The organism is Streptomyces xylophagus, from assembly GCF_000716435.1.
Classification (GTDB): domain Bacteria; phylum Actinomycetota; class Actinomycetes; order Streptomycetales; family Streptomycetaceae; genus Streptomyces; species Streptomyces xylophagus.
Genome location: NZ_JNWO01000002.1, coordinates 489,038 through 504,130, shown reverse-complemented (window position 1 = coordinate 504,130; position 15,093 = coordinate 489,038). Strand labels below are relative to the sequence as shown.

The following is a 15,093-nucleotide window of genomic DNA, read 5'->3' as shown; positions in this document are numbered from 1 at the left end:
GGTGTTCGAACCCCTCGCGGTCAGACCGGGCAACCTGGTCCGGAACCTGGCTGTCAGTGCGACCGTCTATGTTCAGCGCATGACACAGATGGATCTTCCTGCGTTCGAGCGTGAGTGGACTCGCTTCGAGTCGTGGCTCCATGCGAACTCGCCCGCCGATCACGCCATGTTGCGAAGGCCGGCGGACCCCGAGCGGCTCATCGAGTTGGAGTCGCGGCTCGGCTTCGACCTGCATCCGGAGCTCAGGGCACTGCTGCAACAGCATGATGGAGCTGCTGAACCTGTTGCCGCTCCCGGCTCCCGCACGCGCCTTCCCGCTGGTGCATTTCTTCCGTCGGGGCATCGGCTCAGCGGTGTGGACGACATCGTGATGATGTATGACGTGCTCGTGGACGTCGGCGACGAAAACGTCGATGCCGACCTGTGGGAGGGCGATGCACTGGCCGTGAATCTGCATCGCTGCGTGCCGTTCGCACTTCCCAACGATGGCGGGGTTGCCTTTGTCGATCACCGCCCCGGACCCTCATACGGTCACGTGTATGAAATGGGCATCGGGTCCGGGGACCTGGAGGGAACCCTATGGGCAACCAGTCTGACGCAGTTCTTTCGAATCTTGGCCGATGCCTTGGAATCCGACGGTCCGTTCCTCTACTACTGGCCCACTCCTTTCGAAGACGCATCAGGCCACCGTTGCCTGGAGTGGCATATCCGAACCTGACGCGGTCGGCTACGACTTCCTCTCCCAGCGGTCGGTGCGGAACACCGCCTCCGCCGCCATCACCTGCGGCAGCGGATAACCGCACTCCCGGCAATACCCCCGAGCCGTCCCGCCAACGCCCACACACCAGATCATCTGGCCGTACACACCTCACGGCCAGGGATCAAAAGCACCTACTCAGGGGCTCACCGGTGAAACCGACCAGGAATCCCTGGAGTTGAGCACGGCGGTGGTGCACCCGGCGAGCTGCTTGTACCCCTGAGAAACGGCCGTCGCATGCTCCGCGGGCACCGGACCCCCGCTCTCCTCGGCCATGGCGATGATCTTCTCCGGGCCCAATTCACGGTTGGCAAGCACCAGTTGGTTCAGTGGTTCGCGGCGCAGGTTCTCGTACCACTCCAGGGCCCGCACCGGATCGTCGTGCTGCGCGAGGGCCCAGGCCAGGACACGCGCGTCGACGATCGACTGGGAGCCGCCGTTCATGCCCATGGGGTACATGGGGTGGGCGGCGTCGCCGACGAGTGTCACGCGCCCGAAGCTCCAGCGCGGCAGTGGATCGCGGTCCACCATCGGGTATTCGTAGATGCCGGTGGAGTTGCGGATCAGTTCGGGCAGGTCGATCCAGGGCAGATTCCATCCGGACGCTTCGGCCAGCGCCTCGTCCGTCGGGACGGGACGGTGGGAGCGGTCCGGTCCCTCGCCGGGCTCCGGTCGACGGATCTCCAGCACCCAGTTCATCAGCGCGGGTCCGCCGTCGACCGCCGGGTCCTCGACGGGGTAGGCGACGAACTTGCCCCCGGGGCGTCCGCCGGCCACCACGATCGCCCGCCCGCCGAGGATGTGCGGATACCGGCTCATGCCCCGCCACATGTGAACGCCGTTCCCGCGCGGGGCGCCCTCGCCAGGATGGAGTTGGGCGCGCAGCCGGGAGTCGATGCCGTCGGCGCCGACGAGGACATCGGCCTCGACCACGACGGGCTCCCCGGTACGTCGGTCGACGAAGTGCGCTGCGACGCCCGTCTCTTGGTGCTCGAAGCGCTCGAAGGCCATACCGGTACGGACCGCGTCGGGCCCGATACGGGTACGGACCGCGTCCAGCAGCATCATCTGCAACTTGCCCCGGTGGACGGAGTATTGGGGCCACCGGTAGCCGGCCGTCAGACCAAGAGGCTCCTCCCAGATCCGGCGCCCTCGGCGGTCGCAGTAGACCAGCCGTTCCGGCGGCAGCCCGATCCCGTCCAGCGCGTCACCGAGACCGAGTTCGGCGAGTTCGCGTACGGCGTGGGGAAGCAGGTTGATGCCGACTCCGAGCGCCTGGAGTTCGCGGGCCGACTCGTGGACGACCGGGGTCATTCCGGCGGCGTGCAGGCTCAGAGCGGTGACGAGACCGGCGACGCCACCGCCCACCACGACGATCTTCACGTGTTCTCCCTTGCATTGTCCCCACCTGCCGTGCAGCTGTCCGTGGCATCAACTCGGCCTGGAACGACGCCAGTTGGGCGGACGCAACATAACCGGTCGCCGACGCGGACACCGGCATCAGCTTATCCGGAGGAATCACCTCCAGGTAAGGTGATGTTGTTGCGCGGCGGCTTGATCCCGCTCGGAGCAGCACTGCCCGTCGTGGATCGGACCGCTGAGAGGAAAGCCCCCGATGACTCACCCGAACAGCCGGGATCTCTTATCGCAGGGTGTCGCCGGGGCCCAACTCGTCCGTGTGGCACGGGAGGTGGCGTCGGTCGTCTCCTCCCACGCCGAGCAGACCGAGCAGCAACGCACGCCGGCGGAGCCGAGCTTGAAGGCTCTGCGCGAGGCCGGGCTCTTCGCTCTGGGGACACCGCGCTGCTACGGCGGCCGGGGCGCCGGGGTGCGCACCGCCGTCGACGTGTGTGCCGAGTTGGCAGCGGGGTGCGCGTCGAGTTCGTGGCTCGTCGGCATCGCGTACGGAGCCGCGCTGTTCGCCTCCCAACTGCCCGACGAGGTCCGCACCGCGATCTGGACGTCGGATCCCGACGCCCTGCTCTGCGGCGCCGCCAATCCGTCCGGTGCGGTCACGGCGGTACCCGGCGGACTCCAACTCAGCGGGCGGTGGCCGTGGATATCCGGCATCGACCATGCGGCCTGGGTGCTGTTGGGCATCGTCCGGGAGGACCGCGGCCGGCCGGAGCGTGGGCTGGCCCTCGTACCCGCGTCCGCGCTGACGGCGGCGGACACCTGGCACATGGCCGGCATGCGGGGCACCGGCAGTCACACGGCGCTGGCCCAGCAACTCTTCGTCCCGGACGAGCAGTTCGTGTCGTTCGCGGAGATCGCCGAGGGCATCGGCATCCAGCGCCACCCGGACGAGGCCCGGGTCGTCTTCCCGCTGTCCATCAATCTGCCGCTGGTCGGCACCGGCGTGGGCATCGCCCGCAGTGCCCTCGAACTCGTCGTCCGGGACCTCGCGGGCGGAAAACGGTCCGTCTCCCCCCTGCATTCGCATACGGCGGAGGCGGCCCCCCACCAACTCAACGTCGCGCAGGCCGCCACATTGATCGACACGGCCACCCTGCACGTACGGCGCGCGGCCGACGAGATCGACGAGGCTGCATGCGCCGGACGGCGCCCCGATCTCGAGACCCGGGCACGGCTGAGGATGGACGGCAGCCACGCCATGCGCTGCGCCCGCGAAGCGGTCAGCCTCCTGCTGGACACGGCCGGGGCGAGCAGCTTCTCCGACGACTCACCGCTGCAACGCGCCTGGCGCGACATCGGGACCGCCTCCCGCCACGCCGCGCTGAGTGTCGAGACCAGCCGGGAACTCTACGGCCGCGTCCTGCTCGGCCGGCCGCTCCCCCACACCGACGTCGTCTGACCCCGGCAGCGAAGGAGATCCGGACCGGTGAGCACACCCCGACCAGCGGCAGACTCGGCCCGCCCGGCAGCGGACCGCAAGGTCGCTCTCGTCACCGGCGCCGCCCGCGGCATCGGCGCCGCGATCGCCGCCGAACTGCACCGGCGCGGTCTGCGGGTCGCACTGCTGGACCAGGACGACACCGGCGCGCGGGCCCTGGCCAAGACGCTGGATCCCGACGGTGACTCCGCCATGGCGGTGCACGCCGACGTCAGCGACCCGCACGAAACACAGCGTGCGGTGCGAGCCGTGTCCTCGGTGTGGCGCAGCCCCGATGTGCTGGTCAACAACGCGGCGCGTACGGCGCCCGGCTCGGTGTGGGACGTCGACCTCGACGAGTGGGACGCGCTCATGGCCACCAACCTGCGCAGCGTCCTCGTCCTTACCCGCCTCTGCGCGCCGCCGATGCGGGAGCGCGGCTGGGGCCGGGTCATCAACCTCGCGTCGCTGGCGGGACAGCAGGGCGGACTGGTCACCGGCCCGCACTACGCCGCGGCGAAAGCGGGGGTGCTGGTGCTGACCAAGGTCTTCGCGCAGGAGCTCGCTCCCTACGGCGTCACCGTCAACGCCGTGGCTCCCGCCGCCGTACAGACGCCCGTGATGGACGATCTCCCCGCCGAAGCACTGCGGCGTGCCGCCGACCGCATTCCCGTGGGCAGGTTCGGGCGGCCCGAGGAGGTGGCCGCGCTGGTGGGACATCTCGCGGGTGAGGACACCGGGTACATCACCGGCGCCACACTCGACGTCAACGGTGGATTGTTCATGAGATGACGGCAAAGGCCCGACGTAAGGTTCGAAGGTCGGAAGGGACATGCGCATGGACGGGGATGAGGCTCCGCAGTCGGGGCCGGCCGAGCAGCTGATCGGACGCGATCACGACCTCGGACTGGTCCGGGGTTTCGTCGACGAGGCCGCGGTCTCGGGCGGGGCACTGCTGCTGTCCGGGGACGCGGGCGTCGGCAAGACGGTGTTGCTGGACGCCGCGGCCGAACAGGCTCATGGCGCGGGCACGCGGGTCGTGCGCGCCGCCGGCGTGGAGTTCGAGAGCACGATCACCTTCGCGGGTCTCCACCAGGTACTTCAGCCACTGCTCGCCGGGCTCGACGGGCTGACCGACCCGTACCGCACCGCTCTGAGCGTCGCGCTGGGCCTGGACCAGGGCGCGCCGTCCGATCAGCTGCTGGTGTCGAACGCGACGCTGACCCTGCTCGTCCGGGCCGCCGCGGAGCGCCCGTTGCTGGTGATCGTCGACGATCTCCCGTGGCTGGACCGTGCCAGCGCCGTGGTGCTGGGCTTCGTCGCCCGCCGCCTCGGAGGCAGCCGGGTCGGCTTTCTCGGCGCCTACCGATCGGGCGAAGGAAGCTTCTTCGAACGCGGCGGAGTGCCCCACCACCACGTACAGCCTCTCGATACGACGGCTGCGGCGGCGCTGATCCAGGCCCGTTCCCCTTCCCTCGCCCCGCGCGTGCGCGAGCGCCTGCTGACGGAGGCGCAGGGCAACCCGCTGGCCCTGCTCGAACTGCCCGTCGCGCTCAGCGGCCCCCAGCGCTCCGGAACCGCGGTACCCGAACTGCTCCCCCTGAGCCACCGCCTCCAGGCCGTGTTCGCGTCCCGCGTCGAGACCCTGCCCGCCGCGACCCGGCTGCTCCTCCTGTACGCGGTCCTGGACGGCACCGGCGATCTGCGCGTCCTCGCGTCGACCGGTTCCGGGCGGCCCGGCATGGAAGACCTGGCGCCCGCCGAGCAAGCGGGACTCGTCTACGTCGACGCGACCACCGGCCGCCTGACCTTCCGCCATCCCCTCACGCGCTCCGCCGTCGTGGAACTCTCCACCAGCGAGCAGCGCCGCGAGGTGCACCGTGCCCTGGCGGAGTGCAGTGCCGACCGGCCCGAGCGCCGCGCCTGGCACCTCGCCCATGCCACGGTCGAGCCCACCGAGGACGTGGCGAGTCTGCTGGAGGAGGTGGCGCGCGACACCGTACGGCGTGGTGACGCGGGCGGCGCCATCGCCGCGCTGCTGCGCGCCGCCGAGCTGAGCCCGCGCGGCTACGAGCGCAGTCGCCGGATCGCCGAGGCGGCCTATCTCGGCGCGGATCTGACCGGTGACCTGCGCGATGTGCCGCGACTGCTCGAAGAGGCCCGCGTGGCCGACGGCGGCCGGGCAGGGCCCCTCGTCGCCGCCGTCGCGGCGGCACACCACATCCTCCTCAGCGGTGAGGGCGACCTGGACACCGCCCACCGGCTGCTCGTCGGCGCGATCGACATGCAGCACCAGCCGTACGACGCCACCGACCCGACCATGATCGACGCGCTGTACACCCTCGCCTGGCTGTGCCAGAGCAGTCAGCGCGCCGAGCTGTGGAAGCCGCTACACCGGGCGCTCGCCCTGCTGAAACCGGAGGTCCCGGACCAACTCGCCCTGACCGTCGGCACGATGGCCGACCCGGCCCGTACGGCACCGCCCGCGCTCGGCAGGCTCGACGAGGCCATCGCCTCCCTCGACCGGGAGGCCGACCCGGTCCGGGTCATCCGCATCGCCATGACATCCCTCTACGTCGACCGCCTGCCCGCGTGCCGGACCGCGCTGCGACGCGTGCTCCGCGACGGGCGGGACAACAGCTCACTCACCGTGGAGATCCAGGGACTGGTGTACCTGGGCAGGGACCATTTCGCGGCAGGCGAGTGGGACGAGCTGGAGGCGCAGGCCACACAGGGCCGGGACCTGGGCGAAGCCCACAACTACCAACTGCTGTCTACGGAGTTCCTCTACCAACGGGCACTGGTCGCCGCCGCCCGCGGCGACGAGACCACCACCCGGGCCCTGACCGACGAGATGACCCTGTGGGCGACACCGCGCGGTGTGGGTTCCTACCTCTCGTGCGCCTCGCACGCGCGGGCCCTGGCCGCGCTCGGCCGGGGCCGGTTCGAGGACGCCTACCGACACGCGTGCGCCATCAGCCGCGCGGGCGAACTGGCCTCGCACGTCCCCCCGGCCCTCCTCGTCGTCATGGATCTCGTCGAGGCCGCGATCAGAACAGGCCGGACCTCGGAGGCGACGGCCCATGTCGCGGCAGCGCACGAAGCCGGCATCGCCGCGATCTCGCCACGACTCGCCCTGCTCGTGAAGGGATCAGCGGCCATCGCCGCCGCCGACCACGAAGCGCTCGCCCTCTTCGAGGAGGCGCTCGCCGTACCCGGCACCGACCGCTGGCCCTTCGAGCTCGCCCGGGTCCGACTCGCCTACGGCGAACGCCTCCGCCGGCTGAAGTCCACCACGGAGGCGCGCACCCAACTCGCCGACGCCGTCGACACCTTCGAACGGCTCGGCGCCCGCCCCTGGACAGCCAGGGCGGGCAACGAGCTGCGGGCGACCGGCCTGTCGGTAGGAGCCGCCGCGGTCACCGGACCGTCATCGCTGACGCCCCAACAACGGGAGATCGCCCTGCTGGCGGCGGCCGGCCTCACCAACAAACAGATCGCCGAACGCCTCTTCCTCTCCCCCCGCACGGTCGCCGCCCACCTGCGCCAGCTCTTCCCCAAACTGGGCGTGGCCTCCCGCGCCGCGTTGCGCGACGCGCTGGCGGACCTGCCGCCCGACTAGAGCGGCAGCGTTGATCAGAAGATGCCCTGCCCCGGAACGAGGACGCCCTTCGGGTCGTACGCCTTCCTGGCCTCGGCGAACCGGCTCCAGGCAGGCCCGAAGTGCCGTCTCCAGTCGGCGTGTTGGAAGGGGATCGAGCCGACCGGGTACTGGGTGCCACCGACGGCCTGGACGGTGTCGTACGCGGACCGGTTGGCGCTCAGCAGTCGCTGCACTGTCGCCGTGTCCTCGGGCGGCGTCGTGCGCAGGACCGCGAACAGGTACGGCACCGGGTCGTCGGGCATGCGCAGCAGCGGGGTGTGCAGGCGCTCGCGCAGCAGGGGGTACAGGAGGACGACGCCGGGTCCCAGGTCGGCCGGGGTGAGTGCGTCCAGCAGGGTCGCGGTCACGTCGGCGGTGCTGCGGCCGGGCAGGAGGAGGTTGAGCCAGGGGTGGGCGTAGGCCCACAGGCCCGCTGCCTTCAGGGCGGCGACGGAGGGAGCGAGCCGGTCGAGGAAGTCGTAGTAGGCGAGGTCGGTGATCTGGACGCCGGAGGCGGTGTGGTGCAGCCCTCGCAGGAGCGTGGCGTCGTCCGGGGTAACCCCCACGGGCGGCCCGTAGGCGACGGCCTCGATGGCGAACTGGTTGAAGGCTCCGGCGGTGTCCGCGCTGACCTGGCCCTCGAGATAGGCGAAACGCCCCTCGGTGGCGAGGAGGCGCTGGTCGCCGAGGAAGGTCTCCAGGTCGTCGTACGGCAGGAGGTAGTGCCGTACGGTCTCCGGGGCCCGCACCAGGCGCAGGGTGGCGCCGACGATCACGGCGCACTGCCCAAGGCCGGCGAGTACGGCGTGGAAGAGATCGGGGTGGCGGGTCGGGGAGCAGCGGGTCAACTCCCCCGCTCCGGTGACGACTTCGAGCTCCAGGACGTTGTCGACCTGTGCGCCCTGCTGGTGGCTCTGACCGCCGAGGCCGCCGACGGACAGGGTGCCGCCGACGGAGAGTTCGAGGTAGTCGGTGAAGACGGGCGGCGTCAGACCGTGGGCGAGGGTGGCCTTGGCGACGTCGCTCCACTTCGCGCCCGCCCCGACCGTGACCCGCGAACTGTCCGCCCGCACAGGCCCGATGGAGGCGAGCGGCTCGGTCTCGATGACCAGACCGCCCTCGACCTGCGCCTGCCCGTTCGTCCCGTGCCCCTGCCCGCGCGGGGCCACGCTCAGCCCGTGCCGATTGCAGAACCGGACCATCGCGACAATGTCCCGCACGGAGCCGGGCCGCAGCACCGCGGCCGGACGGCGGTGCACGATGTGCCCGAAGTCGTCGGCGTCGGCGCTGAGCGCGGCGTCGTCGATATGAAGCGTCCCGTCCAGGCGCGGGACACCGCTCAGCGGTCGACCGGTGTCGGTCACCGCCCAGCTACGAGCAAAGGGATCAAAGCCGATGACCATGCCCGAGGCGGCCACCAGGCTGCGCAGAGCAGTGCGTCGAGACGGCGTGCGGGTCATACGGTCCTCCCGAGACCGGCCGGATGTAACGATCAACGGCGGCTCAGTCTAGGCATGTTGGCGTACGGAAGAGGGTTCCGTATCGGCGAGTTCCCTGACCGGTTTCGCCACCTGCCGTCGCAATCTGACGTTGTTAGTCGTCGTTTCCGTCACTCCCGCTCAGTCCCCGGCGCCGCTTCTTGTCGGAACTGCGCAGCAGTTCGCTCGCGGTGAGTGTCACGGTCGCCACGACACGAACCCAGCGAGGTCCGCCGCGCTCGGCCCACACCACACATGCGCACCCGCCCAGGAGAAGCGCCAAGACGCCGAGCAGCAGTACAACGATCACGTTTTCCCACCCATGGTTCGTACGATCCCGTGATGCGTACGTTCCTGGTGATCTTCTCAGGCTTGGACGAGTTGGGTCACCCCTCCTGCATCCACGCCCGCGTACCGAACGACGCGCACGCCCGCGAAGCCACCGCAGCTGCCTCACGCAACGCCTCGACCAATCCCTCCGAGGTAAGTCCGGCTCCGCGCATCGCGAGTTGATGGGCGAGGGCCCCATGCAGGACGTCCCCCGCGCCCAGTGTGTCCGCCACCTCGACCCCAGGCACGTCCACCGTGCCTTCGCCGCCCGGGCCCGCCCACCTGATCGGGCCCGCTCCTCCACTGACCGCCGACCAGACGACCCCGTGCTCCCTCAGGAATCGCAGCGTGGCCATCGGTGTACTCGCGCCGGGCGGATGGAAGTCGGCCGAGCAGACGGCCACGTCGATCAACGGGAGCAGGTCCTGCGTGCCGGTCTTCCAACTGCCGCCGTCGAAGAGGGTCGTACGGCCGGCGGCACGCGCGGCGCGGGCTGCGGAGACCGCCAACTCCATGTGGTGGCCGTCGAATTCGACGATGTCGCAGGCCGCTACCAACGCGTCGAGATCGTCGGGCGGGGCGAGTCGGTGTCCCGTCGCGTTGGTCGAGGCGACGGCGCGTTCCCCGGTGGACGCGGTCACCAGGACGGAGGACACCGTGGGTGGATCGGTCGAGTCGGCCGCCAGGTCGGAAACCGTGACGCCCAGCGCGTCCAGGTCGGCTGCCACCCCAACTCCCAACGGGTGGGAGCCGATTGCTGTCAGCAGCCTCGCAGCGCCACCCAAGTAGCTGAAGGCCACGGCCGCGTTCGCCGCCGGGCCGCCCGCGGCGACCACCTGCTCGCGAGCCGTGAGTTTCTCGTTGGAGGCCGGCGCGTGGTCCACGAGCTGGATGACGTCCAGGGTGCACAGACCGACGAACAGACCTTCAGGACGTCCCCTCGCCACCAGCACCTCCTCGTGCCCGGACCTGCGGTCAGCCAGTCTACGAACGTCGCCCTTTCACCGCCCTCGCCATTTACTAACAATTGGTTGAGCAGTCCAGGCTGATAAATCTAGTGTTAGTACCCATGAAGGTGGACCCTGGCGCAGGTGGCGGCGTCACACACAGCCCGAACGACACCGCTCGGCTCGCGTCCGATCTACGGCTCGCGGTGGGCCGTGTGACGCGGCGGCTGCGTCAGGCGCACGCCGTGGGGGACGTATCGCTCTCCGGAGTCTCCGTACTGGCCCGGCTCGCCCGCGACGGGTCCGAGTCGCCGACATCCCTTGCCGAGGCGGAGCGGGTGCGCCCGCAGGCGATGGCGAGCACGCTCGCGCTGCTCGAACAGCGCGGACTGATCCGCCGTAGCCCCGATGCCGCGGACGGGCGGCGGAGCATCGTGGCGATCACGGACGAGGGACACGCCATGCTGGCCGAGCGGCGCTCCGAGTCCGTCCACCGTCTCGGAGCCGTCCTCGACGAGTTCAGCGCGGAGGAGCGCGCGGCACTCGCCTCGGCCCTGCCCCTCCTCGACCGACTGGCGGAGCGACTGTGACCGAGCGGGCGCACATACCCGGCGACGGGCAGGGGAACGGGGACGGTCCTCGGCCCGGCCGGTCGTCCCTGCTGGGTGCCGTGCGCTCGGGGCGTCGAAAGGACGTTCCCCCGGGACCCAACTACAAGTGGGTCGCGCTGTCGAACACCACCCTCGGCGTGCTGATCGCCACGATGGACGCCTCCATCGTGATCATCTCGCTGCCCGCGATCTTCCGCGGTATCGGCCTCGATCCACTCGCCCCGGGCAACATCGGCTATCTGCTCTGGATGATCCTGGGGTATCTGCTGGTCTCGGCCGTGCTGGTCGTCGTGCTCGGCCGGCTCGGCGACATGTTCGGCCGGGTGAAGATCTACAACATCGGCTTCCTGATCTTCGCGTGTGCGTCGGTCGCGCTGTCCCTCGATCCGTTCCGCGCCGGGGCGGGGGCCATGTGGTTGATCCTCTGGCGCATCGTGCAGGCCTTCGGCGGCTCGATGCTCACCGCCAACTCGGCCGCCATCCTCACCGACGCCTTCCCCGCCCGGCAGCGCGGAATGGCCCTCGGCATCAACCAGATCACCGCCCTCGCGGGCCAGTTCCTCGGCCTTCTCGCGGGTGGCCTGCTGGCCGTCGTCGACTGGCGCGCGGTGTTCTGGGTGAGCGTCCCGATCAGCATCACCGGCACGATCTGGTCGTACCTGAGCCTGCGCGAGACCTCGGCGGGCCGCCCCGGCCGCATCGACTGGCTCGGCAACCTCACCTTCGCGGCGGGCGCCGGAATCCTCCTCGCCGGCATCACCTACGGCATCCAGCCCTACGGCGGCAGCGCCACCGGCTGGGGAAACCCGTGGGTGCTCAGCGGCCTGATCGGCGGGGTCGTACTGCTGCTGGTCTTCTGCTACATCGAGACGCACATTGCCGAACCGATGTTCAACCTGGCCCTGTTCAAGGTGCGCGCCTTCGCCGCGGGCAACCTGGCCGCCCTGTTGACCGCGATCGCGCGGGGCGGGCTGCAGTTCATGCTGATCATCTGGCTGCAGGGCATCTGGCTGCCGTTGCACGGCTACGACTACGAGGACACCCCGCTGTGGGCGGGCATCTTCATGCTCCCCCTCACGGTCGGCTTCCTCGTCGCCGGGCCCGTGTCCGGGTACCTTTCGGACCGGTTCGGCGCCCGGATGTTCTCGACGGTCGGGCTGGTCGTCGTGGCACTCTCCTTCCTCGGCCTGCTGGCGCTGCCCATCGACTTCGACTACGGCATGTTCGCGGCACTGCTTCTGCTCAACGGGCTGGGTCAGGGCATGTTCTCCGCACCGAACACGTCCTCGATCATGGGCAGTGTGCCGAGCGAGTACCGGGGTGTCGCCTCGGGCATGCGCTCCACCTTCCAGAACTCGGGCACCGCCCTGTCCATCGGTGTGTTCTTCTCCCTGATGGTCTCCGGGCTCGCGTCCTCGCTGCCCGGGACACTGAGCAAGGGGCTCCAGGCACACGGCGTACCGACCGGCGCCGCCGATCAGGCCGCGTCGCTGCCACCGGTGAGCACGCTGTTCGCCACGTTCCTCGGCAACAACCCCATCCAGCACCTGCTCTCCTCCAACGGCACCCTCGCCCACGTCTCCGCCGCCCAGCGCGCCGTCCTGACCGGCCACACCTTCTTCCCCCGGCTGGTCTCCGGCCCGTTCCACCACGGCCTGACCATCGTCTTCACCGTCGCCGCGGGCATGGCCCTGGTCTCCGCGATCGCCTCGGCCCTGCGCGGCGGCCACCAGACCGAGCCCGGTCCCGAACCGGCACCGGCCGATCAACCGCCTGCCCCCGCGGAGACCCCCAAGACTTCGCAGACGGAGCCCAGCGGGCCGTCGTAGAGCCCGCCTGGAGCGCGGATCACGGCTCACCGGAGTGAGCTGGACGCGCTCGCCGAGAAGTCGGCCAAACCGTTGCAGGAGGTTCGGACCGAGCGGGCAGAGGTGGTGATCGCCGCGCGGGTTCTGCACCGCAGCGAGGCTCCCATGGAGGCGAGCGGGATTCAGCGGCGGCGCAGGCATTTGTCGGTGATCGGCGGGCTGGGGTCGATGTAGAAGTCCCCGGGATTCACGTCGACCCCGGGCCGGACGATCTCGTCGAGGCGGCAGAAGGCTGTCAGACCGGGGTGGGCGAACGCGTCCATGCGCTCACCGACGGTGGCGTCGGGCACGTGGCGGTTCTTTCGGGATGAGCGTGTAGGAGCCTTTCCCTCTGGAAACCTCGACATCCATCTGGGACCGCCGCGCCGGCTACACCCTCATCGATCACGGCCGATGGCGGAAGCTGATGCGCATCAGCCGACTGTCGGCCCAGTCTTCGAGCCGAGTCGGCCGGATGGTACCGGGGTCGTGGGGCTGATTGAGATCGGCCACGATCTCCGCCAGCACGGCCTGACGTTCAGCCGGGTCGGTGACGGGCGTGGCCCGCGCGGGCAGATCTGCACGAATCCCGTTCTTGAGGTGGAAGGTGAAGTGGGGATGGGCGAGAAGGTTCGCATGCCAGTCGGTCGCGGAACCGCCGGCTCCGCTGCACAGGTAGGTGGTGCCCGCAGCCCGGTAGAAGAAGATCTCGATGCGGCGTGCTCGGCCGGTGCGGCGCCCCAGCGTCGTGATGTCGATGATCCGTTCTCCGGTGCCCGCGGCGGGGGTGATCTCGATGGCTCGTCGGATGTGGTGGGGCAGGTGGGACAGAGACGCGTCCCGTGCGGAGTCGTTCGACCCGGTCGTTTCCGGAGTGCTCATGCGGTCTCGGCCTGAAGGGCCGGGCCGAGGAGGAGTCCACCGTCGATGACGTACTCCGACCCGGTGATGAACGACGCGTCCGATGACGTGAGGAACAGGAGTAGACGGCTGACGTCGGTCGGCTCCCCGAGTCGGGGGATGGCGAACGGCTCGGGTGAGTAGAAGTCGGCGATCGCCGCGACTGCGCCGGCTGCTGGTTCGTGGATGAAGGGGGTCGAGATCACGCCGGGGTGGATGGTGTTCACCCGGATGTGGTCGTGGCCGAGCTCGAGTGCTGCCGTTTGGGTGAGGCCTCGCACGGCCCACTTGCTGGCGACGTACGGCGCGTAGTGAGCCGTGCCGCCCAGGCCCATGGCCGAGGCGATGTTGACGATGGCTCCCCCTGCCGCGCGGCGCAGAGCGGGGGCTGCGGCCTTGATGCCGAGGAAGGTCCCTGTGAGGTTGATGTCGAGGATGCGCGACCACGTGGCCTGCTCCGTGTTTTCGATTGTTGCGGGCGGATTCTGCACGCCCGCGTTGTTGACGAGCACGTTCAGGGCACCGAAGGCGCTCTCGGCGGCCAGCACGGCGGCGGACCACGAGCTCTCGTCGGTGACGTCAAGGCGGGCGAAGCGAGCGCGGGTCCCGAGCTCGTCGGCGAGAGCGGCGCCGCGTTCCGCGTCGATGCCGCCGATCACCACGTTCGCTCCCTCCGCGTGAAAGGCGCGCACGTGGCTCGAGCCCTGGCCGCCGGTCCCACCGGTCACGAGCACGGTCTGGTTGTCGAAGCGGGGCATCAGATGTTCCTTCAGTACGGGGGTGAATGACCGGGATCACCAGTGATGAACGGCGGCCAGTGGTGAGCCGGGCGACTCACCATGCCCCCTGACGCTAGGTCGGCGACAGTGGCGAGTCAAGCCACTCACCTCGTATGCTCGGCCCATGAGCAGAGTCGTGACGACGTATCACCAGCGCGTCGCCCAGGAGAAGCGCGCGCTGATCGTGACGGCCGCGACCGCACTGTTTCTCGAGTTGGGCTACGACCGGACGTCGCTGGCGCGGATCGCGGAGTGCTCGGGCGTTTCGCGGGCCACCCTGTTCAAGCAGTTTCCGAGCAAAGCCGCCCTGTTCGACGCCATCGTGACCGAGTCCTGGTCGACCGCCGACGAGGAGGATCCTCCGTCGGCAGGCAACGTCGTCGACGGGCTCGGCATCATCGGCCGCCGTTACGCCAAGCTGCTGGGCCGTGCCCAGATGACCGACCTGTTCAGGATCGTCATCGCCGAGCTGCCACGGTTCCCCGAGCTGGCCCATGCGCAGTTCTCGCACGGGAAGATGCCCTACTTCGAGTCCGTACGCAGCTACCTCCAGGCTGAGCACGAGGCGGGAACGGTGCGGGTCGAGGACGTGGACCTCGCAGCCACCCAGTTCCTGGGCATGATCTCCAACTACGTCTTCTGGCCGACCCTCCTGGTGCCGGGCTGGGAGGTGAGCGCCGAACGCGTCGCTCAGGTGGTCGACGAGGCCGTCCGCACCATGGCCGCCCGGTACGCCACGACCGGACCAGGGACGTCCACCAACGACTGAGCCCCGCCGACCGCGACAGAGTCCCGCCCGCCTACAAGGACGACCAGTTCCTGATGAGCCCCGAAGGCGGAACGTACCTCCCCGACACCGTGGCCAACTGGAAGGCCAACTGGAGGACGTACGCGGGCTGACCCGCGTCGCCACAGCGCTGTAACCCCGGGCCGGTGACCGACGTCACCGGCCCGGTGACACGGCCCCG

General features: G+C 69.9%; 14 protein-coding genes. 7 read left to right on the top strand and 7 right to left on the bottom strand.

Translation table 11 applies throughout. The features are described from left to right. Position 1 precedes the first annotated feature (1 nt). A complete protein-coding gene (locus OO70_RS05725) occupies positions 2 to 718 on the top strand; it encodes an SMI1/KNR4 family protein (protein ID WP_234336719.1) in 717 nt (238 codons plus the stop codon). Between the two features lie 177 nt (positions 719 to 895). Here the strand turns inward: OO70_RS05725 and OO70_RS05720 are convergent, their stop codons facing one another. Continuing rightward, positions 896 to 2,140 carry a flavin-dependent oxidoreductase gene (locus OO70_RS05720; protein WP_078651257.1) on the bottom strand — a complete coding sequence of 415 codons (1,245 nt, stop codon included), beginning with the start codon at positions 2,138 to 2,140 and terminating at the stop codon, positions 896 to 898. Positions 2,141 to 2,372: 232 nt separating this feature from the next. On the opposite strand from OO70_RS05720, the gene OO70_RS05715 reads away from it, so the two are divergent. Genes OO70_RS05715 through OO70_RS05705 form a run of 3 tightly spaced genes read left to right on the top strand, consistent with a single transcriptional unit; the run spans position 2,373 to position 7,212 of the window. Continuing rightward, positions 2,373 to 3,572 (top strand): acyl-CoA dehydrogenase family protein, encoded by a 1,200-nt coding sequence (locus OO70_RS05715; RefSeq protein ID WP_043664817.1) that lies wholly within the window; start codon positions 2,373 to 2,375, stop codon positions 3,570 to 3,572. 27 nt (positions 3,573 to 3,599) lie between these two features. After that, the gene (locus OO70_RS05710; protein WP_043664815.1) at positions 3,600 to 4,382 is read left to right on the top strand and encodes an SDR family oxidoreductase; all 783 of its coding nucleotides are present in this window, start codon (positions 3,600 to 3,602) and stop codon (positions 4,380 to 4,382) included. A 40-nt stretch (positions 4,383 to 4,422) separates the two neighbouring features. After that, on the top strand, positions 4,423 to 7,212 hold the full coding sequence (locus tag OO70_RS05705) for an ATP-binding protein (RefSeq protein WP_407702745.1): 2,790 nt from the start codon (positions 4,423 to 4,425) through the stop codon (positions 7,210 to 7,212). A gap of 14 nt (positions 7,213 to 7,226) precedes the next feature. On the opposite strand, the gene OO70_RS05700 is transcribed toward OO70_RS05705, so the two are convergent. From OO70_RS05700 to OO70_RS05690, 3 genes are all read right to left on the bottom strand, one after another. Then, complete coding sequence (locus tag OO70_RS05700) at positions 7,227 to 8,693, bottom strand: FAD-binding protein (protein WP_043664811.1); 1,467 nt, start codon at positions 8,691 to 8,693, stop codon at positions 7,227 to 7,229. 133 nt (positions 8,694 to 8,826) lie between these two features. Then, positions 8,827 to 9,018 carry a hypothetical protein gene (locus OO70_RS05695; RefSeq protein WP_043665470.1) on the bottom strand — a complete coding sequence of 64 codons (192 nt, stop codon included), beginning with the start codon at positions 9,016 to 9,018 and terminating at the stop codon, positions 8,827 to 8,829. A 79-nt stretch (positions 9,019 to 9,097) separates the two neighbouring features. Beyond that, positions 9,098 to 9,988, bottom strand: a complete 891-nt coding sequence (locus OO70_RS05690; RefSeq protein WP_043664809.1) for a PfkB family carbohydrate kinase — start codon at positions 9,986 to 9,988, stop codon at positions 9,098 to 9,100. Between the two features lie 122 nt (positions 9,989 to 10,110). Here OO70_RS05690 and OO70_RS05685 point away from each other — a divergent pair, with 122 nt between their 5' ends. Both OO70_RS05685 and OO70_RS05680 read left to right on the top strand, forming a co-directional pair. Further along, positions 10,111 to 10,578, top strand: a complete 468-nt coding sequence (locus tag OO70_RS05685) for a MarR family winged helix-turn-helix transcriptional regulator (protein WP_043664808.1) — start codon at positions 10,111 to 10,113, stop codon at positions 10,576 to 10,578. Beyond that, positions 10,575 to 12,428: an MFS transporter gene (locus OO70_RS05680; protein WP_078651256.1), complete on the top strand. Its 1,854-nt coding sequence runs from the start codon at positions 10,575 to 10,577 to the stop codon at positions 12,426 to 12,428. Before OO70_RS05685 ends, OO70_RS05680 begins: the two co-directional genes overlap by 4 nt. A 161-nt stretch (positions 12,429 to 12,589) precedes the next feature. Here the strand turns inward: OO70_RS05680 and OO70_RS55275 are convergent, their stop codons facing one another. The 3 genes from OO70_RS55275 to OO70_RS05670 all read right to left on the bottom strand — a co-directional run bounded on the left by OO70_RS55275 (position 12,590) and on the right by OO70_RS05670 (position 14,104). Next, positions 12,590 to 12,757 carry a hypothetical protein gene (locus tag OO70_RS55275; protein ID WP_199827266.1) on the bottom strand — a complete coding sequence of 56 codons (168 nt, stop codon included), beginning with the start codon at positions 12,755 to 12,757 and terminating at the stop codon, positions 12,590 to 12,592. 94 nt (positions 12,758 to 12,851) lie between these two features. Next, positions 12,852 to 13,328: a nitroreductase/quinone reductase family protein gene (locus OO70_RS05675; RefSeq protein ID WP_051740708.1), complete on the bottom strand. Its 477-nt coding sequence runs from the start codon at positions 13,326 to 13,328 to the stop codon at positions 12,852 to 12,854. After that, entirely contained in the window at positions 13,325 to 14,104 is a 780-nt protein-coding gene (locus tag OO70_RS05670; RefSeq protein ID WP_043664806.1) for an SDR family oxidoreductase, read from the bottom strand. Before OO70_RS05670 ends, OO70_RS05675 begins: the two co-directional genes overlap by 4 nt. Before the next feature lie 145 nt (positions 14,105 to 14,249). Between OO70_RS05670 and OO70_RS05665 the strand changes: the two genes are divergently transcribed. Beyond that, complete coding sequence (locus tag OO70_RS05665) at positions 14,250 to 14,894, top strand: TetR/AcrR family transcriptional regulator (protein WP_043664804.1); 645 nt, start codon at positions 14,250 to 14,252, stop codon at positions 14,892 to 14,894. Positions 14,895 to 15,093 lie beyond the last annotated feature (199 nt).

Excerpts from the sequence above, each read along its gene's own strand:
- OO70_RS05715 (WP_043664817.1), top strand. The coding sequence starts at position 2,373 with ATGACTCACCCGAACAGCCGGGATCTCTTATCGCAGGGTGTCGCCGGG.
- OO70_RS05705 (WP_407702745.1), top strand. The coding sequence starts at position 4,423 with ATGCGCATGGACGGGGATGAGGCTCCGCAGTCGGGGCCGGCCGAGCAG.
- OO70_RS05700 (WP_043664811.1), bottom strand. The coding sequence starts at position 8,693 with ATGACCCGCACGCCGTCTCGACGCACTGCTCTGCGCAGCCTGGTGGCC.
- OO70_RS05685 (WP_043664808.1), top strand. The coding sequence starts at position 10,111 with ATGAAGGTGGACCCTGGCGCAGGTGGCGGCGTCACACACAGCCCGAAC.
- OO70_RS05675 (WP_051740708.1), bottom strand. The coding sequence starts at position 13,328 with ATGAGCACTCCGGAAACGACCGGGTCGAACGACTCCGCACGGGACGCG.
- OO70_RS05670 (WP_043664806.1), bottom strand. The coding sequence starts at position 14,104 with ATGCCCCGCTTCGACAACCAGACCGTGCTCGTGACCGGTGGGACCGGC.
- OO70_RS05665 (WP_043664804.1), top strand. The coding sequence starts at position 14,250 with ATGAGCAGAGTCGTGACGACGTATCACCAGCGCGTCGCCCAGGAGAAG.